The sequence below is a fragment of the Providencia rustigianii genome (genome assembly GCF_900637755.1).
GTDB lineage: Bacteria > Pseudomonadota > Gammaproteobacteria > Enterobacterales > Enterobacteriaceae > Providencia > Providencia rustigianii.
Genome location: NZ_LR134396.1, coordinates 347,181 through 371,767, shown reverse-complemented (window position 1 = coordinate 371,767; position 24,587 = coordinate 347,181). Strand labels below are relative to the sequence as shown.

General features: G+C 41.6%; 19 protein-coding genes, 1 tRNA gene and 1 pseudogene. 7 read left to right on the top strand and 14 right to left on the bottom strand.

What is annotated here, in order from left to right; translation table 11 throughout:
* Positions 1 to 60: 60 nt before the first annotated feature.
* Positions 61 to 903, bottom strand: a complete 843-nt coding sequence (locus EL244_RS01690) for a 23S rRNA (adenine(2030)-N(6))-methyltransferase RlmJ (RefSeq protein ID WP_126458276.1) — start codon at positions 901 to 903, stop codon at positions 61 to 63.
* A gap of 228 nt (positions 904 to 1,131) precedes the next feature.
* Here EL244_RS01690 and EL244_RS01685 point away from each other — a divergent pair, with 228 nt between their 5' ends.
* Complete coding sequence (locus EL244_RS01685; protein ID WP_006813745.1) at positions 1,132 to 1,533, top strand: DUF1090 domain-containing protein; 402 nt, start codon at positions 1,132 to 1,134, stop codon at positions 1,531 to 1,533.
* A 179-nt stretch (positions 1,534 to 1,712) separates the two neighbouring features.
* Complete coding sequence (gene yhjD / locus EL244_RS01680; protein ID WP_050767610.1) at positions 1,713 to 2,705, top strand: inner membrane protein YhjD; 993 nt, start codon at positions 1,713 to 1,715, stop codon at positions 2,703 to 2,705.
* A 38-nt stretch (positions 2,706 to 2,743) separates the two neighbouring features.
* Here yhjD and EL244_RS01675 read toward each other — a convergent pair whose 3' ends face one another.
* Positions 2,744 to 3,802: an NAD(P)H-dependent flavin oxidoreductase gene (locus tag EL244_RS01675; protein ID WP_126458273.1), complete on the bottom strand. Its 1,059-nt coding sequence runs from the start codon at positions 3,800 to 3,802 to the stop codon at positions 2,744 to 2,746.
* A 252-nt stretch (positions 3,803 to 4,054) separates the two neighbouring features.
* Between EL244_RS01675 and EL244_RS01670 the strand changes: the two genes are divergently transcribed.
* Positions 4,055 to 5,047, top strand: coding sequence for a serine hydrolase domain-containing protein (locus tag EL244_RS01670; RefSeq protein ID WP_126458270.1), 993 nt, complete (start codon positions 4,055 to 4,057; stop codon positions 5,045 to 5,047).
* Positions 5,048 to 5,095: 48 nt separating this feature from the next.
* Here the strand turns inward: EL244_RS01670 and EL244_RS01665 are convergent, their stop codons facing one another.
* From EL244_RS01665 to glyQ, 10 genes are all read right to left on the bottom strand, one after another.
* A complete protein-coding gene (locus tag EL244_RS01665; RefSeq protein WP_039854547.1) occupies positions 5,096 to 6,631 on the bottom strand; it encodes an insulinase family protein in 1,536 nt (511 codons plus the stop codon).
* Between the two features lie 293 nt (positions 6,632 to 6,924).
* Entirely contained in the window at positions 6,925 to 7,623 is a 699-nt protein-coding gene (locus EL244_RS01660; protein WP_039854550.1) for a HAMP domain-containing protein, read from the bottom strand.
* Positions 7,624 to 7,818: 195 nt separating this feature from the next.
* Positions 7,819 to 8,829, bottom strand: a complete 1,011-nt coding sequence (gene dppF / locus EL244_RS01655) for a dipeptide ABC transporter ATP-binding subunit DppF (RefSeq protein ID WP_154600502.1) — start codon at positions 8,827 to 8,829, stop codon at positions 7,819 to 7,821.
* A complete protein-coding gene (gene dppD, locus EL244_RS01650) occupies positions 8,826 to 9,806 on the bottom strand; it encodes a dipeptide ABC transporter ATP-binding protein (protein WP_039854553.1) in 981 nt (326 codons plus the stop codon). The genes dppF and dppD overlap by 4 nt, the downstream gene beginning before the upstream one ends.
* A gap of 13 nt (positions 9,807 to 9,819) precedes the next feature.
* The gene (dppC, locus tag EL244_RS01645) at positions 9,820 to 10,722 is read right to left on the bottom strand and encodes a dipeptide ABC transporter permease DppC (protein ID WP_126458264.1); all 903 of its coding nucleotides are present in this window, start codon (positions 10,720 to 10,722) and stop codon (positions 9,820 to 9,822) included.
* Positions 10,723 to 10,733: 11 nt separating this feature from the next.
* The gene (gene dppB, locus EL244_RS01640; RefSeq protein ID WP_006813757.1) at positions 10,734 to 11,753 is read right to left on the bottom strand and encodes a dipeptide ABC transporter permease DppB; all 1,020 of its coding nucleotides are present in this window, start codon (positions 11,751 to 11,753) and stop codon (positions 10,734 to 10,736) included.
* Between the two features lie 177 nt (positions 11,754 to 11,930).
* Positions 11,931 to 13,541 (bottom strand): dipeptide ABC transporter periplasmic-binding protein DppA, encoded by a 1,611-nt coding sequence (gene dppA / locus EL244_RS01635; protein WP_039854558.1) that lies wholly within the window; start codon positions 13,539 to 13,541, stop codon positions 11,931 to 11,933.
* Positions 13,542 to 14,164: 623 nt separating this feature from the next.
* Positions 14,165 to 14,241: transfer RNA gene (locus tag EL244_RS01630), tRNA-Pro, on the bottom strand.
* A gap of 231 nt (positions 14,242 to 14,472) precedes the next feature.
* The gene (gene glyS, locus EL244_RS01625) at positions 14,473 to 16,542 is read right to left on the bottom strand and encodes a glycine--tRNA ligase subunit beta (protein ID WP_006813759.1); all 2,070 of its coding nucleotides are present in this window, start codon (positions 16,540 to 16,542) and stop codon (positions 14,473 to 14,475) included.
* A gap of 9 nt (positions 16,543 to 16,551) precedes the next feature.
* A complete protein-coding gene (glyQ, locus tag EL244_RS01620; RefSeq protein ID WP_006813760.1) occupies positions 16,552 to 17,460 on the bottom strand; it encodes a glycine--tRNA ligase subunit alpha in 909 nt (302 codons plus the stop codon).
* Positions 17,461 to 17,660: 200 nt separating this feature from the next.
* Between glyQ and EL244_RS01615 the strand changes: the two genes are divergently transcribed.
* Positions 17,661 to 18,224, top strand: coding sequence for a DNA-3-methyladenine glycosylase I (locus tag EL244_RS01615; RefSeq protein ID WP_126458261.1), 564 nt, complete (start codon positions 17,661 to 17,663; stop codon positions 18,222 to 18,224).
* A 204-nt stretch (positions 18,225 to 18,428) separates the two neighbouring features.
* The gene (locus EL244_RS01610) at positions 18,429 to 19,685 is read left to right on the top strand and encodes a valine--pyruvate transaminase (RefSeq protein WP_126458258.1); all 1,257 of its coding nucleotides are present in this window, start codon (positions 18,429 to 18,431) and stop codon (positions 19,683 to 19,685) included.
* 222 nt (positions 19,686 to 19,907) lie between these two features.
* On the opposite strand, the gene EL244_RS01605 is transcribed toward EL244_RS01610, so the two are convergent.
* Positions 19,908 to 21,566 carry a putative transporter gene (locus EL244_RS01605; protein ID WP_126458255.1) on the bottom strand — a complete coding sequence of 553 codons (1,659 nt, stop codon included), beginning with the start codon at positions 21,564 to 21,566 and terminating at the stop codon, positions 19,908 to 19,910.
* A 333-nt stretch (positions 21,567 to 21,899) separates the two neighbouring features.
* Between EL244_RS01605 and EL244_RS01600 the strand changes: the two genes are divergently transcribed.
* Positions 21,900 to 22,223: a YceK/YidQ family lipoprotein gene (locus tag EL244_RS01600; RefSeq protein WP_039854562.1), complete on the top strand. Its 324-nt coding sequence runs from the start codon at positions 21,900 to 21,902 to the stop codon at positions 22,221 to 22,223.
* Between the two features lie 292 nt (positions 22,224 to 22,515).
* On the opposite strand, the pseudogene EL244_RS01595 reads toward EL244_RS01600, so the two are convergent.
* Positions 22,516 to 23,840 (bottom strand): annotated as a pseudogene (locus tag EL244_RS01595) (DUF3748 domain-containing protein).
* Between the two features lie 126 nt (positions 23,841 to 23,966).
* Here EL244_RS01595 and EL244_RS01590 point away from each other — a divergent pair.
* The gene (locus EL244_RS01590; protein ID WP_006813766.1) at positions 23,967 to 24,581 is read left to right on the top strand and encodes a trimeric intracellular cation channel family protein; all 615 of its coding nucleotides are present in this window, start codon (positions 23,967 to 23,969) and stop codon (positions 24,579 to 24,581) included.
* Positions 24,582 to 24,587: the final 6 nt, after the last annotated feature.

Below are 24,587 nucleotides of genomic sequence, written 5' to 3'. Positions count from 1 at the left end.
ATGTAAACATAAACATTTAAGATAGCTATTGCCTGTTACTGCAATAGCTAGAGTCTATTGTTACTCTGGTACAATCCACTCAACTAATGTATGCCCAGTGCCTTCTGGCACCAGCGTTTTATGCAACCATGGCAATACATTTTTCATTTGCTGTTCAAGTTTCCAAGGCGGATTAATCACGATCATGCCGGAAGCCGTCATACCGCGTTGGTCACTATCTGGGCGTACTGCCAATTCAATTTGAAGAATTCTGCGGATACCAGTCGCTTCTAACTGGTTCACCATACGCTTAATTTGTTGACGTAAAACAACAGGATACCAGATGGCGTATGTACCAGTAGCAAAGCGTTTATAACCTTCAACAACCCCTTTCACGACCGTTTCATAATCAGATTTCATCTCATAAGACGGGTCCATCAACATAAAGCCTCGACGGCTTTGTGGTGGTAGTTTTGATTTTAATTGTTGATAACCATCTTCACGGGAGACTTGCGCACGGTGATCTTTTAAAAATTCAGCACGCAATAACGGATAATCACTTGAATGTAATTCCGTTAAAATCAGTTTATCGTCCTCACGCAGCAAATGTTTAGCCAATAATGGGGACCCCGGATAATAACGTAAACGACCATTTTCATTTAAACGACGCACGATACTCATATAGGGTTGCAGTTCTTCTGGTAAATCTGGTTGATCCCAAATACGCGCAATCCCTTCGAGATATTCACCCGTTTTTTCTGAATGCTCACTCGTTAATTGATAACGACCCGCGCCGGAGTGAGTATCCAGATACAGAAAGGGCTTCTCTTTTTCTTTAAGAGATTCAATGATCAGGCTCTGAACAGTATGCTTAAGAACATCTGCGTGGTTGCCTGCGTGAAAGCTGTGACGATAACTTAACATGTCGCGTTTATTTCCTGAGGGATTTTTTAACAGCCACTTTTTCGGCTATTAGTTAGAGTCTGTAAAGAGGGTCTGTTGAATAAAAAATAGACCGAATAAATTCTTTCGCGCCATTATAGCTAAAATTAGAGGTAATTGTCATAGCTTCAAAACACAACAAATATTGCATGACCTTTTTTATATAAAAAGTTACCCTAAATTAAATTAGAAACTCTATAAGGAAAACAAATGAAAACAGTATTTGTTGCAGCATCGATTCTTGCTATTTTTTCATTAAATACTCATGCATTAGCCGCTAAGTCACCTAATGGCTGTGAAATCAAAAAACAGAATATTGAAAAGCAAATTGAATACGCCAAAGCTAATGGTAATAACCATCGCCTTGACGGTTTACAGCGAGCACTAGACAACGTTAATCGCTATTGCACTCCAGAATCACTGTATAAAGATAGCCAAAAAGATGTGGCAGAAAAACTGCAAGAAGTAAAAGAACGTGAAGCTGAATTGCAAGAAAGTATTCAGAAAGGGGATACCGATAAAGTCGCCAAACGTGAACGTAAATTAGCTGAAGCCAAAACCGAACTTCAAGAAGCTGAAGCAGAATTAAAAACCTTTAAAGATGCTCTGTAATTAAAAAATCACCACTTAATCAAATCATTATTTTCTGACTTTTCTTTCACCTAATGCCGAATTTTGGATCAATAACGGCATTAGTGTGAAATTATCGGCAAACTTAAGCTATAGTATAAAATAATCTAGCGCCGTGAATTATAAGCATATTTTGATAAGTAGTGAAAAAAGGGGAACGCATGTCAAACATGCAAAATGAACAACCAAAAGACGAAAGTAAACTCAAATCCACGCTCAATAAAAGCTTGGATGGAAGTAAAAAAGCACTTTCATTTTCCATGCGCGTAGTCGATTTTGTTTGTGATATTCCTTTTATCGCTCACTTAATTCGTACTGCCCAACGCTTTACTGACCGCATGGGAAATCAGTTTGGCGCTGCGATTACCTATTTTTCCTTTTTATCATTAATCCCCGTACTGATGTTTAGCTTTGCAGCAGCGGGTTTTGTATTAGCTAGCAACCCTGAATTGCTTGAGAAATTAGTCCGTGGAATCTCTGCCAATATTACAGACCCAACTCTGGCAAATACTCTGGAGCAAACCATTGATACCGCAATTCGCCAACGTACCACAGTTGGGTTAACGGGTTTAGCATTAGCGGTCTACTCTGGGGTTAACTGGGTAAATAACTTACGCTTAGCCATTTTGGCGCAATCACGTCCCGTTTGGGAACACAACCAAGCAGAACAAGAAAATATTATTTTCCGCTACGTACGTGATTTTTTTGCCTTGATTGGCCTACTGATTGCCTTGATCGTGACCATTACGCTTACCTCAGTAGCAGGATCGGCACAGGCAACGATTGTCAGCACACTCGGTTTAGACAGTATCGAATGGCTACGTCCCGTATGGACACTGATTGGTTTAACCATTTCTATCGCCGCTAATTTCTTATTATTTTTATGGATTTTTTGGATACTGCCGCGTATGCAACACCGCCGCCGTTCACTCCTAAAAGGAACATTATTGGCGGCTATCGGCTTTGAAATTATTAAATCGGTGATGACGTGGATTTTACCGAGCCTCGCATCCTCACCTTCTGGTGCCGCATTTGGTTCGGTACTTGGCTTGATGGCGTTTTTCTATTTCTTTGCGCGATTGACACTATTCTGTGCGGCATGGATTGCCACTGATGAACCTAAAGGCAGCCAAGAAGAGGTTATTGCACCTTAACTTAGTTGGGGAATCGAGAAATCCCATTTCCCCGCTATTTAGCTCATCTCTTTAATCAATGTTTCCATTAATGTTTTTGCACGCATTTCCCGAGATCTCGCCACTTTCTGCCCAGCCCAATAAGCCGCAAAACCATCATTTCCACACTTTAGAGCCGCCCCATGAAGTTGTTTAGCAACATCGTAGGCAACGGGATAATCAGGTAATTTGTCGGTACCATATTGCTCTGCCAGTTGAATCAATGGGTTGAGAAGCCCCCGAGCAGGACGCCCTGAAATAGCGGTAGTTAACACCGTATTATCTGATGTCTGGCTTTTTAATTTGCGGCGATATCCTTCTGTTGCTGCCGATTCAGGACACAACAAAAATGCAGTTCCTAGCTGTGCAGCCGCCGCACCGTTTGCCAGCGCATCATTAATATCTTCGCCATTCATCACGCCACCAGCAGCGATAATCGGTAATTGTGTCTGTTTGACCAGCTGTATAACCAGCTGATTTGTTGTTAATTCTTGATCTATTGCTTGTACATCAAACATTCCTCGATGACCGCCAGCTTCAATTCCCTGAGCAACAATCGCATCAATACCAGCCAGCTCAATCTGCCGAGCTTCATGCAAATTTGTCGCCGTCGCCATGGTATAAATCCCACGCCCCTGCAAAGCTTTCACTATCTCGGGGGACGGAATATTGAAATGGAAGCTGACAACCGCAGGTTTCATGTCTAAAAAGAGTTGCAACATTTCTGGGTTATCTAAAAATGAGAGATAAATCTCATTTAATTGCTCTGGAGGGGCGGCATTAAATTGTTGAAATAAGGGAGTTAAACACTCGATCCAAGCATGTTCATTTTGGTCATTACGCTGAGGAGGACGATGGCAAAATACATTCACATTAAATGGTTGGTCAGTCAGTGCTTTAGTGGCTGTCATCATCGTTCTTGCCTGTTCAACAGTGCTAGCCCCCAATCCTAAAGAGCCAAGTCCACCTGCTTCACTTACTGCGGCGGCTAACGAGGGAGTTGAAACTCCCGCCATTGGCGCTTGGATAATCGGGTAACGTAAACCTAGGCGACGCATAAATCTATCGGAATTACTCATGCTGCTTCCTTACCTTTCTTTCAATGTAATGTTGGTGAGTACTTATTATTCTTATAGAAAGAACAAAAATACCTGAGCACTGAATAAAATCAATGACCATTAGCACTAGGCAAAATTCTTCGCTTTGAATGTGATGCTGACCTCATTTATTGTGGTAATCATCCACTTCAACGCTTCACCGCATTTAATGAATGCATTTTCCTCGAATAAACTCGCTAAGATATTGGAATCTAATCCCAAAGGATGCCTGACATGTCAATTTCTCAGTTAACAGATTTACCTTGCGGTGTCGTGCTTTACTACCATAATCAACGTCAAAACAGTGTTGGCTCATTCTGTGCTAGAGGTCATGACCTTGTCGGAAATTCCTTAACAATAGATACCCCTCTACGCATCGCTAGTAATACCAAACCGTTTACAGCGGCAGCAATTCTGCGTCTTGCAGAGATGGGTGCATTATTCATTGAAGACAGTATTTCCCATTATATTTCCCCTAAATTTAGCCAATTACTGGCTCAAAAATATGATATTGATGCAATAACCATCGCCCATTTACTGAGCCATAGTAGCGGATTACTGGATCACGCAGATGCGAATTACCTTAAAGATGTCCTGAAGCAACCGGATTATCAATGGAGCCGCTTAGAGCAAATAGAACGCTATTTTCAACAAGATTTTCCGCTGTTTGGCCCTTCAGAAGCGTTTATTTACTCCGATACTGGATACATTCTGTTAGGGGACATTATTGAACGTGCAACCCGACTTCCTCTTGGCAAGGCCGTTAGGGAGCTACTCAGATTTGATGAGATTGGGCTGAAAACAGCCTATTGGGAATATTTGGAAGCACCAACGACAACAGAGCCTAGAGCCAGACAATATTTGGGCAAACTGGATTGTACGGATGTACACCCGTCAATGGATACGTATGGCGGCGGCGGTCTGGTAATGTCATCGAAACAAATGGCACTATTTTTTGAGGCACTGTTTACTGGCAAGATTTTTACTAGCCCTGAAACCTTGAATACCATGTTGAGAATGGGAACTCATGAGGGAGCTGAACATTATCGCCTTGGTATAATGGCTAAAAAGGTCAATGGTATAACACTTTACTTTCACTTAGGTTTTTGGGGATCAGTGGCGTACTACGAACCTGAAACTCAAACCTGCATTGCTGGTTTTGTGGATAATCGTGATGAACGAAGTATGTTGATTAATGCCGTGGAATCGCTGCTGACTGCTCAATAAAAAATAGCCCAAGAGGGCTATTTTTTATCTATGCCATACAAACAATAATCAACGCGTCAGCGGCTTGGGAATTGGCAACGCTGGTGCTGGCTCATTCTCTTGCTGTTCAACTACTTTTGACGCTTCTGGCGATGCATCAACAACAGGAACAGGCAGTGTTGGCCACAAAGTTTGAGTGAATTTTTGGCGAATTTGCTCGGCATCCATCGTCTGTTTTTCTTTTGGCTGAGCTAATACAATTGCAGCCTCTTGAGAAAGTAAACGACGCGCTTCCATATTCACTTGATCAATATTCTGAGAGCCTAAGAATGTCTGTCTTAGCAATTGATACTGTTCTGGGGCGATATCCACCACACCATTTTGCTGAGAAATCAAACGCTGGCTGATTAATACATCTGTACTGGTACGCGCGTACGCAGCAAACAGCTGAGATAATTGCAGTTGTTTCTCTTTCATCATGGCATTAAACAGTTCGGGATCAATACCATTCTGATTAATCGTCGCTAGCTCACTCAGCATCACATCCGATACTGCCGCCATTTTTTCTGGTGACGCAGTCACTGCCAGTGTACAACTCGCTTTTTGGTATTGTACGCGGCAATCTAATCCAGAAGTCACTTCATCCCCAGGAAACTTCTGGTTAAACGTTCTCTGTAATGAACGATAAATCGCTTCACGGGCTAAATCACTACCCCAGTAACGTAGAAGAACATTGGAATCTTTAATCGGCAACCAATCAATATCCCAAATCAACGATAACGTATCCTTTGATTGGTTTTCTTGAAGAATATCGATGGCTTGTGGCTTCACTGCCGATAATACTGCAACCGCAACAGGCTCAGAACGCTTACCTTCTAAAGGGGAGAAGGCTTGAGTAATGCTGTCTGATAACATGCGAGCGTCGACATGACCCGCGACATATAATGTCATCACATCAGGGGTATACCATTTTTGGTAAAACGAATTCACACTCGCCAAATCCACATTGCCGTTTGGTTTCTGACCAGGGTCATAACCTAACATCGCAGACCCATTTAAACGCGCACGCCAAACAGGATCATTGGCATTGACAGGTAAGGTTGCAACAGGAAGATTTTTAACGGTAAGTCCGTTATGTAGCGAGGTTTCTGTATATTTTGCGCCAGCTACCGAAGTTGCTAACCAATTCAACGCCTGTTTAACTAAATCAGGACGGTTATTCGGTAAGCTTAAGCTATAAATTGTGTAGTCGTAAGAGACAACCGCTGGAGGCAATGGCATGTCAGGATCACTAGCCTGACGCCAAAAATCTTGTAATACGCTAGCTGGGAACGCTTCAGTTTGATGGTACAACGCCATTCTAGGAAGCAGATAGCTGTAACCCTTTTCACTGGCCTTTTCTGACAATGAACCCGTTTTAATAGCTAACCGAAGTTGAATGCGATCATTTGGGCGTTGTGGTGTTTGTAATAACTGCCAATTAAAGCCATTCTCTAGCTTTCCTTGCTGCCATGCTGGATCAGGTTGTAATGCTTCAGCACTGGAGAAACCAGTCACTGACAAGAGAACAACACCGATAATATACCGAACTTTCAAGCCCTGCATGTAGACCCCTATGTTTTTTATATCCTTGTATTTAACCGTAAATTGCAACAAATGAATTAACGAAAAGCGCTAATTTATCAGGTTAAGCGACATAATTTGGTTTTATCAAATTTCTATTTATCACTATACCCGAGAAACCATCGTTGCATGTTATTGCGAGTATTGGGCACGCCTCAGCAACCTGAAGCATTATCATTGTTAATCAACATATTAATCACCCGAACTTCAGCACTAACAATCTGATAGGTATATGTAATGATATTAGACCACAAACCTCAGAACATGTTCATGGCTTAATCTGAATTTTGTCGTTTTATTTGACGATTATAACCTTTGGCCAATAGTCCCAGTTCATCATCTTGATGATATTCAGGTGTTTCCAGATGATTGACCGCTTGAGAAGACTGTAATTCACTGGCCATTTTACGCAGTGGTCTCACGATCATCCGGCTGACACACCAAGTCATCGCGATGGCAATAATCAATGCCAATAGCAAGTAAGTGGTGGTGAGTAACGCAAAGGTATTCAGTGCGAAACGGTATACACGATTCGAATCAACCCGAAGCGTCAAATACCCTTGAGGTTTAGCTAATGGAGCCATCGTACCATACGCATACAAGGGCACCGTGACTTCGACGGGAATACCAATCATCGGTAATGACCATTCTGGGATCGGTTTCGGCGTCGAAAAACTTAAATTCATGACGGTGACATTATCAACGGTCACAATCGCATTACCCATAATCCCGGAAGTCTTCAAGCTCACTAACAACCTTTTCGCTTCATTTAAATCTGAGCTCAATAGTGAATCTGTTAATGGCTTTTGAATTTGAACCACCGCATTACTCAGCTGATTTAGATAATCTTGCTTGCGCTGATCCAAAAGATAGGTGAATTGAATAGTTAAAAAAAGGGCGAGAAAAAGTAACGTAATCACAAAGAATACGATCATACTCTTAAACGTTAGTGAGCGCTGGACTCGGATGTTCATTCCCACAACCTTCCTGATGCAAACTGTTTTTTCAAAGAAAAAAATAGGAGGAATAGTATACTTGATTTTAGACGTAAAAGAGCATCTTTAGAAAAGAAAGATTGCGTATTTGGGATAATCTCCAAATTAACCGCTATGGGGAATGAGAGCCGTATAAATAAACGGCAGAATTTTACTTTCTGCCGTTTTAGGTGATTAATTTACTGCAATACCCTGTTTTTCATCTTCTTCAACGGCAAAACAGGCAACTAACTGCTCATGATAATTTTTCAGCGCAGGCTGCGATTGAGTACAAATACCAAATGCGCGTCGGCAGCGAGCCGCAAATGCGCATCCCGGTGGTGGATTTAATGGGCTAGGCAGCTCGCCAGTTAGCTTGATACGGTCACGTCGCATATCTGGATTTAAGCGAGGTGTTGCTGAAAGTAACGCCTGCGTATAAGGATGTAGAGGGTTATTAAAAATTTGCTCTTTAGTCCCTTTTTCCACACAACGCCCTAAATACATCACCATCACCTCATCCGCAATATGTTCAACCACCGATAAGTCATGGGAAATAAACACATACGAAAGCCCCATTTCCTGCTGCAAATCCATCATCAGGTTCAAAACTTGCGCACGTACAGAAACATCGAGTGCAGATACAGGTTCATCCGCCACGACGATATCAGGATCAAGCATCAATCCGCGTGCGATAGCAATACGCTGACGCTGACCACCAGAAAACATGTGTGGATAGCGGCTATAGTGCTCTGTTTTCAGACCAACTTTTGCCATCATCGACAACACTTTTTCTTTACGCTGCTCTTTCGTCAGCGATGTGTTGATGATCAGTGGTTCTTCAAGAATCTGCCCTACTTTTTTACGTGGGTTTAAGGAGCCATAAGGATTTTGAAACACAATCTGAATTTTTTGGCGACGCAATTTTTCTGCCGCTTTATCTTCGACTAATAAGTTTTGATCTTGATAATATAGCTCCCCTTCAGAAGGCTGCTCTATCATGGTTAACAAGCGACCCAAAGTAGATTTACCACAGCCCGATTCACCAACAACCGCGAGGGTTTTGCCTTTTTCTAATTCGAAAGAAACACCATCCAACGCTTTTAGGGTTTTCTCTTTTGAAAAGAGCCCTCCTTTGATGGAATAATATTTTTTCAAATCCACCGCTTTAAGTAACGGAGTTCCATTTGTACGTTGCTCACTCATAATGTTGGTCTCCCCATATCATCCAGCGGCATATGGCATTTCACTTGACGATCCCCTATCGTTTGTAATTCTGGCTCTTCTTCTCGACAGCGATCTGTCGCATAGGGACAACGGGGATTGAGTAAGCAACCTTGTGGTCGGTCATATTTCCCTGGAACAACCCCCGGTAACGATGCCAAACGCGATTTATTGCTGGCAAACTCCGGCAAGGCGCGTAATAACGCTTGGGTATAAGGGTGTCTCGGATGCTTAAAAATATCCTTCGCTTTGGCTGATTCCACCACTTGTCCCGCATACATCACAATAATATGGTGAGCCGCTTCAGAAACTAAGGCTAAGTCATGGGTAATCAGCACTAATGCCATGTTTTCTTGCTGCTGTAATTCCAGCAATAGTTCGATGATTTGTGCCTGAATAGTCACATCGAGCGCCGTGGTGGGTTCATCCGCAATCAGTAATTTTGGGCGGCAGGCAATCGCCATCGCAATCATCACTCGTTGGCTCATTCCACCGGATAATTGATGGGGATAAACATCGAGACGTGATTGTGGATCTGGAATTCCCACCATATTGAGTAGGTCGATTGCACGCTGTTTACGGGTACTTTTATTTCCCCCTTGGTGAACCTTCAGTGCTTCCATAATCTGGTATCCCACCGTGAAGCAAGGATTCAGACTGGTCATTGGGTCTTGGAAAATCATCGCCACATCAGCACCGACAATTTGTCGGCGCTCTTTTTCAGGAATAGATAGCAGGTCACGGCCATCGAACAGTAAGGATTGTGCCATGACTTTTCCGGGATAATCGATTAATCCCATAATAGCCAGAGAGCTCACTGATTTCCCTGAACCTGACTCACCGACAATCCCAACAACCTGTCCTTTTTCAACACTATAGCTGATGCGGTCAACGGCGCGAAACGGGGTTCCTTCGTCACCAAAGTGAACCGAAAGTTGTTCTACATTTAACAATGCCATTAGATTTACCTCATCACTGCTTGAGTTTTGGATCAAATGCATCGCGTAAACCATCACCCATCAGGTTAAACGCTAATACAGTTAATAAAATTGCTAATCCAGGGAACGTCACAACCCACCAAGCGCTCTGTGCAAATTGCAATACATCAGACAACATGGTTCCCCATTCTGGTGTTGGAGGCTGTGCTCCCATTCCCAGAAAACCCAAGGCAGCCATATCAAGAATGGCATTTGAAAACCCTAACGATGCCTGAACAATTAAGGGGGCAAGACAGTTAGGTAAAATATTAACGAACATTTGACGCAGCGCCCCAGCCCCCGCAACACGAGAGGCAGTGACATAATCACGGTTCACCTCCACCAATACCGAAGCTCGGGTGAGTCGAATATAGTGAGGTAGAGCGACAAAGGTTAATGCGATTGAGGCATTAACAATGGAAGGACCGAAAATCGCCACCAGTACCAGAGCCAATAATAAGCTAGGTAATGCCAACATAATGTCCACGGCGCGCATAATGAGAGCATCGATCACACCACCAAAATAACCCGCAATCACGCCGATAGTGACCCCCATTATCAGGGATAACACAACAACGAGGCAGCCAACTAACAGTGATAACCTTGCGCCATACATTAGGCGAGAGAGTAAATCGCGTCCAACATCATCCGTTCCTAAAATGAATTGCCAACTTCCCCCTTCCATCCACACTGGTGGGGTGAGTAAATAATCGCGGAACTGCTCATCTGGCGCATGGGGAGCCAGCACACCTGCGAAAATCGCAATCAATACCATCAGGATGATATAGAACATCCCGACAACGGCACCTTTGTTACGTTTAAAATAGTGCCAAAATTCTTGCAATGGCGTCATCGGCTTAGGGGCGCTGACAACTTTAGATTCAGTCGTTTGAGACATTTTCGCGCTCCTTATTTCTTATGACGAATACGAGGGTTAACGATGCCGTACAACACATCTACTAAGAGGTTCACAAGAATGATCAAGACTGCAATCAATAAAACCCCACCTTGCACCACTGGATAATCTCGGCGTTGTAGCCCCTCAATTAACCAACGACCGAGTCCCGGCCATGAGAAAATAGTTTCTGTTAAAATCGCCCCTGCCAACATGACGCCAACCTGTAAACCAATCACCGTCACCACAGGTAATAATGCATTACGTAAAGCGTGGATTAAAATTACGCGAGCACGGCTTACACCTTTTGCTCTTGCAGTACGGATATAATCTTCCCCAAGCACTTCCAGCATCGCCGAACGTGTCATCCGGACAATGACTGCAAGAGGGATAGTACCCAATACAATTGATGGTAAAATCAAATGTGCAACCGCGTCTTTAAAGTCCCCGTCCTCACCCCAAATTAGGGTATCAATCAGCATAAAACCTGTTAGCGGATTTGAATCGTCAATAAATACGGTATCACTCACCCGCCCAGCAACCGGAGTTAGATCCCATTGTACGGAGACCAGCATGATCAACATGATCCCCCACCAGAAGATCGGCATTGAGTAACCTGTTAAAGAAAGCCCGATCGCCGTATGATCAAAGATAGAGCCTCGTTTTACTGCGGCGAGAACGCCTACAGGAATTCCCACCGAGATAGCGAAAATCATTGCACATGTGGCAAGTTCCACTGTTGCAAAAAAGCGTGGGACGAATTCTTCCCAAACACCAATGCGGCTTTTTAAGGAAATCCCTAAATCACCGTGCATAATGCCGTTCAGGTAGTGAAGATATTGCTTCCAAAGTGGCTGGTCGAGCCCTAATTCAGCCATGAGATACGCATGTCGTTCAGGTGATAAACCACGTTCACCCGCCATAATGGTAACCGGATCGCCCGGGATCATATGAACAAAGGCAAACGTCAGTAGCGTGATACCGATAAATGTGGGGATCACAAGCCCCAGTCGTCGGAGGATAAATTGCAGCATATCCTGAGTCTCTTTAATAATGCCGTTGACGGCTCTTAGTCCGTTTGGCTAGTCAGAAAAAACAATGTTTCCATCTGCTCACAAATAACCAAATCTATCTGTTTCTTCTGGACATCAGAGGAGAAAACGCCCTCCGTTACGCAAAGGCAACGAAGGGCATTTGCAGATTAAAAACAATTACTTATCAATATCTACATTTTCAAAGTGGTGCTTACCTAATGGATCAACCACGTAGCCTTTGACTTCTTTGCGCACTGGCTCAAACACAGTTGAGTGAGCGATGATCAGCGCTGGCGCTTGCTCGTTCATGACAACTTGAGCTTGCTTATATAGCTCAACGCGCTTGTTATGGTCAGAGGTCATGCGAGCCGGCTGAATCACATCTTCAAAGCTCTGGTTACACCATTTGGAGTAGTTAGAACCTTGTTTTTTCGCTGCGCAGCTAAATAACGTAGCAAAGAAGTTATCCGGATCCCCGTTGTCGCCAGTCCAACCCATCATTACAGTTTGAGGCTCGCCGCTCTTCGCACGCTTGAGGTATTCACCCCACTCATAGCTAACGACTTTTGATTTAACGCCAATCTTTGCCCAGTCCGCTTGGATCATTTCAGCCATTCGGCGCGCATTTGGGTTATATGGACGTTGTACTGGCATCGCCCATAGATCGATTTCAAAACCTTCAGGGAAGCCAGCTTCAGCCAGTAGTTTTTTTGCTTTTTCAGGGTTGTACTCAGTATCTTTGATGCCGTCGTTATAACCCCACATAGTCGGTGGAATTAAGTTTTTCGCTTTTTGGCCTGCACCCTGATATACCGCTTGGATAATGGCATCTTTGTCCACTGCCATAGATAGTGCCTGACGGACTTTTTGGTTATCCAGTGGCTTTTTCTCAACGTTATACGAGAGATAACCCACGTTCAAACCCGGCTGTTCCATCAATGTAATTTCTTTATCATTTCTCATGCGTTCCAAATCAGCCGGATTTGGATATGGCATGACTTGGCACTCATTTTTTTGCAATTTTGCATAACGAACAGAAGCATCAGGCGTGATAGAGAAAACTAAACGATCAATTTTCGGTACATTACCCCAATAGTTTTTATTCGCTTTATACAGAATACGGGAGTCTTTTTGATACTGTTGTAGTTCAAAAGGCCCCGTACCAATTGGGTTAAGGTCCACTTTCTCTGGCGTTTTGGCTTTCATCATTTGGTCTGCATATTCCGCAGACAAGATTGATGCAAAGTCCATCGCCATATCAGCTAGGAATGGAGACTCTGGGCGAGTTAAAGTTACGCGAACGGTGTTATCATCAACTTTTTCCACTTTGTCGATAATCTTATCCATATCCATTCCCATAAAGTATTCATAGCTTCCGCCAGAAACTTTGTGATATGGGTGATTAGGATCTTTTTGACGCATGAATGTGTAGATGACATCATCCGCATTAAAATCGCGACTTGGCTTGAAATCTTTGTTCGAGTGCCATTTCACCCCTTTACGAAGATGGAACGTGTAGACCTTCCCATCATCACTCACTTCCCAACTTTCAGCTAAGCCCGGTTCAATCTCTGTTGTACCCAACTTAAATTCAACTAAGCGGTTATATAGCGGGATTGAGCTCGCATCGTAGGTGGTTCCAGAAGTGAATAGCTGCGGGTTAAACCCTTCAGGTGAACCTTCAGAGCAATAGACTAAAGTCTTAGCTTGTACAGACGCAGAAACTGCTAATGCAGCTAATGTTAAACCGACTGTTAAAAAACCTGTCTTCTTCATAGAGAGCGTCATTGGTAATGCTCCTGTGGCGTGTGGTGTTATGTTGTTTTATTGAATACTGAAATCTTCTTGAACAAGACAGATTCCGTATCTGTATTTTTGTTATTCATTGAGCAATTAATCAACTGGAAACCATTTCGTCAATAGCATCATTCACTGCTAGCATTTAGCTTAAATAACATATTAAGAATGGTTTTAGTAAAAAATCAGTTTGAAATGTTATCAAAATGTTTAATAAGTAGCCGTTAAAACCACAAAAATAATAATGAATAGATTTTTATAGGGAGGTTAAATATTTGTATATTTGTGATTAAGTGCTGAATTACTGAACGAAAATAGGGTTCAATGCAAAAAATGACGGTATAAAATTCCAAATAGAATTTATATAAAACTATTTGATAATTTATTGTTTTGCCTGTTTTTTATACGATAATGAATTATTTACTGATTTATATATCATCAAGGTGTTTTAACGAAATAGCGATTAAAATGCCAACAGGTGGATAACGAATAAAAATAAGAGGAAAGACCAAGTAAGGATTTTGAACTTCTTTATACAATCAAAAGAAATAGAGGATAAAAATGGGAATGGTAAAAACGAAAAAACCCACCTCTATGAGGTGGGTTTTGGAATTTGGTCGGCGAGAGAGGATTCGAACCTCCGACCCACTGGTCCCAAACCAGTTGCGCTACCAAGCTGCGCTACTCGCCGAAAACGGTGTGAATAATACTGCCAAGAATGGGGATCGTCAACCCTATTTTTTGCTAAAACTGTTCGTATGCTGATAAAACCATCAAAATGGTATGGTTTCTTAGTTTTCGCCTCAATTTTGGGCAAAAAATAAGCGCTAAAAATATTTTAGCGCTTATTTATGTCTAGCTGGAGTAATTCATTTTTTTGGCATTATTTTCTTACTCAGAAAATAATTGACTAAAAATCAATCTATTGCAGGACGGAAATATCTGCAACTTTTAAGAATAACTCGCGAAGCTGGCTTAATAACGTTAAGCGGTTATTACGTACAGCGGGATCTTCATCCATAACCATGACATTCGCGAAGAACTCATCAACCACTTCACGTAAAGAGGCTAACTCAACCAATGCTTCTTGGTAATTACGCTCTGCAAACATCGGGGCCAATTTATCTTGCAGTACAACTAGATGCGTTGCTAATTTCACTTCTTCAGGTGTTTTCAGAACAGAAGCTAACACGCTATCCGCGAGTTTTTCATCTGACTTACTCAAGATATTAGAAACACGTTTGTTTGCAGCTGCTAACGCTTGAGCTTCATCTAAAGAGCGGAAATGCGTCACCGCTTTTACTCGTGCATCAAAATCAGCAGGCTGAGTTGGACGACGTGCTAACACAGCTTGGATGGCATCTATGCTATAGCCCAATTCTTGGTACCAAGAACGGAAGCGACCCAGCATAAACTCAACCACATCATCGACCACATTTTTGTTTGTCAGTTTATCGCCATACAGACGTACCGCTTCTTGTGTCATTTCAACAAGATCAAGCTGGTAGCCTTTCTCAACAATAATACGTAACACACCCAGTGCTGCGCGGCGTAAAGCAAATGGGTCTTTATCCCCTTTAGGATGCTGACCAATACCGAAAATACCAGCAAGGGTATCCATTTTTTCTGCTAATGCTAATGCCGCAGAAACATCGGTAGATGGTAATTCATCACCTGCAAAACGTGGCTGATATTGTTCTTTTAGTGCTAAAGCAACATCTTCTGACTCACCATCGTGGCGAGCATAGTGCATGCCCATAACACCTTGAGTATCAGTGAATTCAAAGACCATATTGGTCATCAAATCACATTTTGCCAGTAAGCCTGCACGGGTTGCATGGTTAACATCTGCCCCAATTTTACTCGCGATCCAGCCTGATAAAGCTTCTAAACGGTCGGTTTTATCACGTAATGTTCCCAATTGCTGCTGGAACAATACGGTTTCTAAGCGAGGCAAATTATCTTCTAAACGCTGCTTACGGTCAGTTTTAAAGAAAAACTCCGCATCCGCTAAACGTGGACGAACCACTTTTTCGTTACCAGAGATAATTTGTTGTGGGTCAGAAGACTCAATATTTGCCACAAAGATAAAGTTTGGCATTAATTTGCCAGCATTATCATAAACAGGGAAATATTTTTGGTCGCCTTTCATGGTATAGACCAGCGCTTCTGAAGGAACGTCTAAGAACTTCTCTTCAAATTTTGCCGTTAATACTACAGGCCACTCAACCAGAGAAGTCACTTCCTCCAGCAAGCTTTCTGTTAAATCAGCTTTACCACCCAGCGCCTGAGCAGCTTTTTCTGAGTCCGCTTTAATTGTCGCTTTTCGTGTTTCATAGTCAGCGATAACTTTACCGCGTTCACGAAGAATTTCTGGGTATTGGTCCGCGTTGTCGATAGTAAACTCAGCTTCACCCATAAAACGGTGACCACGGATAGTACGACCGCTCTTGATGCCAAGAATTTCACCTTCAACAACATCGCTGCCAAGAAGTAAAGTGACCGTATGTACTGGGCGTACAAACTGGGTTTCTTTATCTGCCCAACGCATTAATTTTGGAATCGGTAATTTCGACAATGAACGGCTAACCATATCAATCAGTAATTCACTGACAGCTTGCCCTTTCATTTGAGCACGATACAGTAACCACTCACCTTTATCCGTCGTTAAACGCTCAGCTTGATCTACCGTGATCCCACAACCACGTGCCCAACCTTCAGCCGCTTTAGTCGGTTTACCTTCGGCATCAAATGCTTGAGAAATCGCGGGACCACGCTTTTCAACTTCGCGATCTGGCTGAGCAGCTGCAAGATTTGCCACTTTTAGAGCCAAACGACGAGGCGCTGCAAACCAAGTTACGGCACCATGAGAAATATCCGCGCCATCTAATTCAGCAGTAAAATTTGCTGCAAAGGATTCGGCTAATGAACGAAGAGCCTTCGGCGGTAACTCTTCTGTGCCGATTTCCACAAGGAAAGTCTGTTGAGTCATGACAGCCTCTTAGTTCTTATGACACATAGGGAAACCCAGCGCTTCACGAGAAGCATAATAAGCTTCTGCAACCCCTTTAGTCAGGGTACGAATACGTAAAATATAGCGCTGGCGTTCGGTTACTGAAATAGCCTTACGGGCATCCAGTAAGTTAAAAGTATGAGCAGCCTTGAGAATACGCTCATACGCAGGAAGCGGCAGAGGAGTCTCTAATGAAAGTAAGTATTGGGCTTCTTTTTCATACTCTTCGAAACATTTGAATAAGAAATCAACGTTTGCATATTCAAAGTTATAGGTAGATTGCTCAACCTCGTTTTGATGATAAATATCACCATAAGTGGTTTTGCCCAGAGGGCCATCGCACCAAACAAGATCGTAGACGCTATCAACGCCTTGAATATACATGGCAAGACGTTCAAGGCCGTAAGTGATTTCACCCGTTACAGGTTTACACTCAAGCCCACCCACTTGCTGGAAGTAAGTAAATTGAGTGACTTCCATACCGTTTAACCAAACTTCCCAGCCCAGTCCCCACGCACCTAATGTTGGGTTTTCCCAGTTATCCTCAACAAAGCGGATATCATGAACCGTTGGATCAACACCCAGCTCTTTTAATGAGCCTAAGTAGAGTTCTTGGATGTTGTCAGGTGATGGCTTAATGATTACCTGAAACTGGTAATAATGTTGTAAACGGTTTGGGTTTTCGCCGTAGCGACCATCAGTTGGTCGGCGAGATGGCTGCACATAAGCTGCCGCAATAGGCTCTGGACCTAAAGCGCGCAAACACGTCATTGGGTGTGAAGTACCAGCGCCGACTTCCATGTCCAGTGGTTGAACAATGGTACAGCCTTGGCGCGCCCAGTAATCCTGTAATGTCAGGATAAGACCTTGGAAGGTTTTGGTATCAAACTTTTGCATGTTAGATCCGCACGCGATACGTGAAATTTAAGAAAGTGTCCAGTATACCCGTTGACCGTCAGATATACAGCAATGAATACATCTGTAATCATTCTAAAAAGGAAAAAAATTAATTCCACCCCTTTAAAACTGGTTATTTATCCAGTATAAAGAAGTTATTCTTGGTCTCAAGCGTAACCTCATTAGAAAAAGGATGAAAAATGGAAACATCACTAATTCGCTGCCACTGGGTTAACCAAGACCCGGAATATATTGCTTATCATGATAATGAATGGGGTAAACCCACTAAAGACAGTCTACAACTCTTCGAAATGATTTGTTTGGAAGGGCAGCAAGCGGGACTTTCTTGGTATACGATTTTAAAGAAACGCCAAGGATACCGAGAATTGTTTCATCAATTTGTTCCTGAAAAAGTGGCATTAATGAATGACTCTGATATTGAGCGCTTGATGCAAGATCCTCGAATTATTCGTAATCGCTTAAAAATCAATGCCATTATTGAAAATGCAAAAGCCTATTTGGCTATGCAAAAAAATGGTGAGGATTTTTCAACATTCATTTGGGAGTCAGTAAACCACCAGCCAATTGTGAATAAATGGACAGAATCAAGCCAAGTTCCAGCAGAAACTGAATTATCTAAAAACTTGTCAAAAACTCTAAAAAAACGGGGTTTTAAATTTGTGGGTTCGATCACTTGTTATGCTTTTATGCAGGCAACTGGCATGGTAAATGACCATTTGGTGAATTGTTGCCAATATAGATAAATCAGTATTTATTGATGCCCCCACGTTTATAATAAGAGAAATAGACCAATATTTTTTAATATATTAAATCAAAAAACCACTACCATTAGTTTAATTGATATTTTATTTCCAAAAAATCTCTAATTAAGCTATTGAACTCCAGAGGGGAGCAAGGTATGTTTTAAATTCCATTAACAATCTAATAAACCTATGTGAATTAATACGATGAATTTTTCTAAATTTGGTAATAAATTTGCTAAAAATTCAGGGATTTCAGAATTAATGAAAGACCTGAATGAAGGCATAAGGACTCCGGGCTCAATTATGCTTGGAGGTGGTAACCCTGCCCATATCCCTGAAATGGATACCTACTTCCAGACTTTACTCGCTGACATGTGTGAAAATGGAAAATTGACGGACACATTATGTAATTACGATGGTCCTCAAGGCAAAGATGCCATGTTGAAAGCGCTAGCGGCAACCCTAAAAGCAAAACTAGGCTGGAATATCAGTGCAAAAAATATTGCACTTACTAATGGCAGCCAAAGTGCCTTTTTCTACCTATTTAACTTGCTAGCTGGTCGTTTTGAAGATGGTATCAAGCGTAAAGTTCTATTCCCTATTGCTCCTGAATACGTGGGTTATGCCGATTCAGGGTTAGATGAAGATTTATTTGTTGCAAATAAACCTCAGATTGAATTTTTGCCTGACGGACAATTTAAATATCACGTTGATTTTAATACATTAGAAATCACGGAAGATATTGGCGTTATTTGTGTTTCTCGACCGACAAACCCAACAGGTAATGTTATTACCGATGAAGAAGTTGAGCACCTCGATCAACTTGCCAAGCAACATAATATTCCATTACTGATTGATAACGCTTACGGTGTTCCTTTTCCTGGAATTATCTTTAGTGATGCAACACCATTTTGGAATGAAAATGTCATTCTGTGCATGAGCTTATCTAAACTCGGTTTGCCAGGAACTCGCTGTGGAATCATCATAGGTAATGAAGAACTGATCGAAGCCGTGAGCAATATGAATGGCATTATCAGCCTTGCACCGGGAGGGATTGGACCGGCATTAGCACTTGAAATGATCCAGCGTGATGACCTGTTTAATCTGTCCCAAAATGTCGTGGGGCCGTTCTATAAAAAACGCGTTGAAGAAGTCATTAAAATTATTCGACGCTATATTCCAGAAGAGAAGTGCCTGATCCACAAACCTGAAGGGGCTATTTTCTTATGGTTATGGTTTAAAGACCTACCTATCAGTAGTTTAGAATTATATCGCCGTTTGAAAGCTCGTGGTGTTTTAATGGTACCGGGTCACTATTTCTTTCCAGGAATCGAAGATAATTGGCAGCATGCCCATGAATGTATGCGCATGAACTACGTACCAGAACCAGAAAAAATTGAGCAAGGTATCAAAATCCTTGCTCAAGAATTAGAGAAAGCGTTTCAAGAATCTGGACACTAATCCTATTAGCAGACGTTAAAAAAAGCCCTTTCCATCAAAGAAAGGGCTAAAAATTAGCGAGAACTCCATAATTTAAATCGAATATATTTGTTCAAGACAAATACTATTCATGGGTATTAAAACACTTTTCAGATACGATTTATGGCTGGAACAAAGCCCAATTCTTCCCCTATATAGACGGATACTTTTCTTTTTATTCCCAATAATTTTTCTATCTAAATATCATAATGCCCAAAATACAATGGCTAACAGCTGGGGTGAAATTATGCGAAGAAACATCGCTAAGGGATAGACCGTCGCATAAGAAAGAGCCGGAGCACCGCTTGTTGGGTGAATATTATTAGCAAATGCTAATGCCGGAGGATCTGTCATTGAACCCGCAAGCACCCCACACAAGCTCAAGTAATTCATTTTACCAAAAACCCGCGCCACGATACCTGTAACAAATAATGGAATAAACGTGATTAATAACCCATATCCAACCCATGTTAAACCATCACCATGAATGAGAGTTTCAATAAAATCCCCTCCCGAATTCAACCCAACTACGGCTAAAAACATTACTATTCCTAACTCACGTAATGCCAAGTTTGCACTCGGTGGCATAAACCAATAGAGTCGACCAATAGTGCCTATCCGCCCTAAAATCAAGGCAACCACTAAAGGTCCACCGGCTAGACCCAGCTTTAAAGCAGCTGGAAAACCAGGAAGAAAAATGGGTATAGAACCTAAAACAACACCTAAACCAATACCAATGAAAACTGGCAGCATCTGAACTTGCTGTAATTTTTGTTTAGCGTTTCCAAGTAAAGCGGTCACCGCTTCAATTGATTCTGGGCGACCCACAATATTGAGAATGTCCCCAAACTGTAGAACCGAATTGTTACTTGCAACCAAATCAATCCCTGTACGATTTAGTCGCGTGACTACTACATCATATTTCTGTTTTAAATTCAGTTCTTTCAGCCTTTTACTCAACACAGCATCATTTGTAACTACCACACGAACTGAATGCAATACCGAGCTGGATGTCGACAAAGAAGCATCCACCTCCTCCCCTAATATCAAACGAACTTTATTTAAATCTTCTTTTAATCCGACAACATGGAGTAAATCGCCAAGATGAATTTCAGTGTTTGGTTGAGGCACCATCAACATTTCACCACGTTTTAGTCTCGAACAAACGATTTCTTCGCTACCTAACATAGGAATATCTTGCATCATCAAACCATCGAGATTGGCATTGCGTACCGCAATATTCATAGTTTGCAACGCATCACGATATTGAACATTCGAGCTATTAAACTCGGCAGCTTCTTTATCTACACCAATACGGAAAATAACTCGTATTAGCCACATCACCAGTAAAATACCGCAAATTCCCATAGGATAAGCCATGGCATAGCCCATACCCATTTGCCCCACTAAGCTAGGGTCAGAGCCTAAGTCAGATAGGATCTGTTGACCCGCACCAAGGGAGGGAGTATTGGTTACCGCACCAGAAAAAATCCCTAAAATAATCGGTAAAGGAATATCTGCGACTTTATAGATCACCGCCGTCACTACGGCACCAAGGATCACGATCATCAAGGCAAAACCGTTTAGTTTTAAGCCTGAGACACGCAGAGAAGAGAAAAAGCCGGGGCCGACTTGTATCCCGATGGTATAAACAAACAGGATCAAGCCAAATTCTTGAATAAAATGTAGCATGTCGTTATTTAGCAGCAAGCCATAGCTTTTAGCAAAATGACCAACAATAATGCCACCAAACAGTACGCCACCAATCCCCAAACCTACATTGCGGATCTTCCAGTTACCAATCCATAGGCCTAATGCAGCAGCTAATGCTAATAAACTCACAGTAAGAGCTAATTCACTCATAGACCGCTATCCTTTTGATGACAATTACCAAAAACATGCGACATACTAGGGCAAAACAACCCTGTTACTGAATCGATTATGCCAAAGTGGAAATCAATAAGTTGTGCCGTAGAGCACAGTTCAGATCAATTAAAAACTATATTTTCAAAAGTTTCGATAAAAACAGATTGTCTTCTATTTATTAACATTCTCAACATAAAGTAATACAAAATGAACTATTTTTAATAAGTACCTTTTAAATAATAATATAATTCTATGATTGTGAATTTTTTGTTTTTAGTTATCATAATCTAAAGTTAGAAATAGCCCATCTTAATGTAGGTCACTAATTATATGCCAAGCTTGATTTTTTTTAGGTCGTTAGTTCTTACCACATCACTGACCGTTACATTAAGTGGCTGCTCAAGTATTATGACTCATGCTGGTCCTACAGACAGTTATTATCCAGGGACTAAAAATAGTGTTGATATGCTACAAAATGAAGATACTGGCTGGGTAGTTAAACCATTACTTGTCATTGATCTACCTTTTACAGCCTTAATGGATACATTATTAATTCCTTTGGACTATATAAAATCAGATGGAAATCAAGCCAGTGATTCACCCAAAAAACGCGTAGAACAACTGGATAAACAACAAAAATCAATTAATAAATAATGAATTATTAATTGGCCAATCCAATTTTTAAAAGACCTAAATAGATTTTTAGATATGATTAATGTTTTTTATATAATTCGCTTTAATTTCATTTTATGCCGTCAATCTTAAATTTCATACTGTTATTTACAGTAAAAATATTTACTCACCAAATCACTATTGGCTTAGTAATAACTAATTAGTGTTATTCTTATAGCTTATGTTGTATGAAAAAATAACCATAAAATAATCATCAATTGAATAAAGAGATTACTATTAATCTCTTTATTCAGATTATTGATTTTATCAATCATTAATTATTTAATCCGGTTTCTACTATATAGAGTTGTCTAAACCCATTAATATCTCGCATAAATGCTATTAATCTATCATTTGGAGAAAAAACAACTGCATCCGCAACAGGAGCAATCTCTGTACGCTCCGTCAACCGTTTTAATTTACCTGTGGCCACATGGCATCTCACCACACTATTATCATGAATAAAGCAGATATATTCCCCAGTTTTATTCCAGTTAAATGCCGATTGGATTGAAGTCATTTCATGAGTAACCTGAGTTAACTCCCCTGTCGATGTTGCAACTAACCAAAGTTGCACAACACCTTGGTCATCATGCATTAAACAAGCAATAGATTGCCCGTCAGGTGAAGAACGCAGCCAATGCCTTGGCTGTTTAGCTAAACCCGGATATTTTCTAGTGTGAGTATGTGTTAACCGTCTCTGCTGTACATTTTTAGGTGGTGCAGGAAGGGTAGTTTTCGTTCCTTGCAACGGTGTGTCACCCTGCACTTTAAAATTTTCAGGGTTATCAGGAAGGTCTACAATGTAGACCTCTGGAATAATATCCCCATATTGATTATGCGTATCTCCGATAAAAGCTAGGGCTCTTTGCTGCCATTGACCTTGACGATTTAAATAACCATGCAGTCCTATCCAACCCTCTTCATACGCACGACTGATTTCATCACTATTTGGAGCCGGGCTAGCAACAGTTTGAGTCACTACACTACAAAAAAATCACCGCTATATTCTCTATGATGTCCTTTAGGTTCCACGTTCACAGCCCCCATAGGCACCGCCACTGCAACATTGCGCTGATCTAATTTAATGTCTAGCTCATGCATAACATGGTCGTTATAGGTAAAACTAAGCCATTTACCATCAGGGCTAAACACATGAACATGTGTCCCTCCCCTTAACGCTCCCAAGATATAAGGAGGAGTAATACACATTGCATCGATAGGATAGGCTGTATCAAGGTTATCATCATAAACATAAACACCACGACGATGGTGAAAATCGTACTGCCAATGCTCATCTGGATTTTCAGGCCCATGAATAAACGCGTAACGAGGTGGATTTTCTGAGCTTACAGTGACTACTCCAACATAAGCTCCTTGTTTTCCACGATAAATTTCGACCACTTGTCGTGTAGTAACATGAATTTTTTCTATGGTTAATCCCGTAAACGAGCTACCACTGGGACGAACATCATACGCTAACCACTGGCTATCCGGCGTCCAGACATTAATATTTGTAAGCTGATGATTGCGGGCATTATCAGTAATACATATTTCTTTATAAGGTATTTTATTATTCAATCTGTTATCCTTTGACATTATTTACCACTGGCTATCGGATTACTTTAACTAATCTATTTTTTGTAGCACTAAAAAATCTCAGTCGAGAAATTACGCAAGTAATATTACCCTTTAATAATCACTATAGTATTGAATAAAACCATCATGTTATTAAGTGTTCTCTACATCATTGGTATTACTGCTGAAGCCATGACTGGCGCATTAGCTGCGGGTCGCCGGAAGATGGATGTCTTTGGCGTGATCATTATCGCTTCTGCCACTGCTATTGGCGGTGGTTCCGTGCGTGATATTCTACTCGGTCACTATCCTCTTGGCTGGGTCGCTCACCCCGAATATATTATGACCGTTGCTGGTGCAGCCATAGTCACTATGTGGATAGCACCTATGATGAAGCATTTGCGTCGCCTATTTTTAATACTCGATGCTATCGGCTTGATCGTTTTCTCTATTTTAGGTGCCCAAATCGCCCTTGATATGAACTATAGCCCAATTATTGCAGCGATTGCTGCGGTGGTCACAGGGGTATTTGGCGGCGTCCTTAGAGACATGTTATGCAATACCATTCCATTAGTGTTCCAAAAAGAAGTTTATGCTGGTGTCTCTTTTGCCGCAGCATGGCTATATATCGGTTTACTACATACGCCACTCCCTAAAGATATTGTCGTGATCATTACTCTGATTGCAGGCCTCAGCGCACGTTTGCTCGCTATTCGTTATCGTTTAGGTTTACCTGTATTTAATTACGAAAACCCCGACTAATATCCA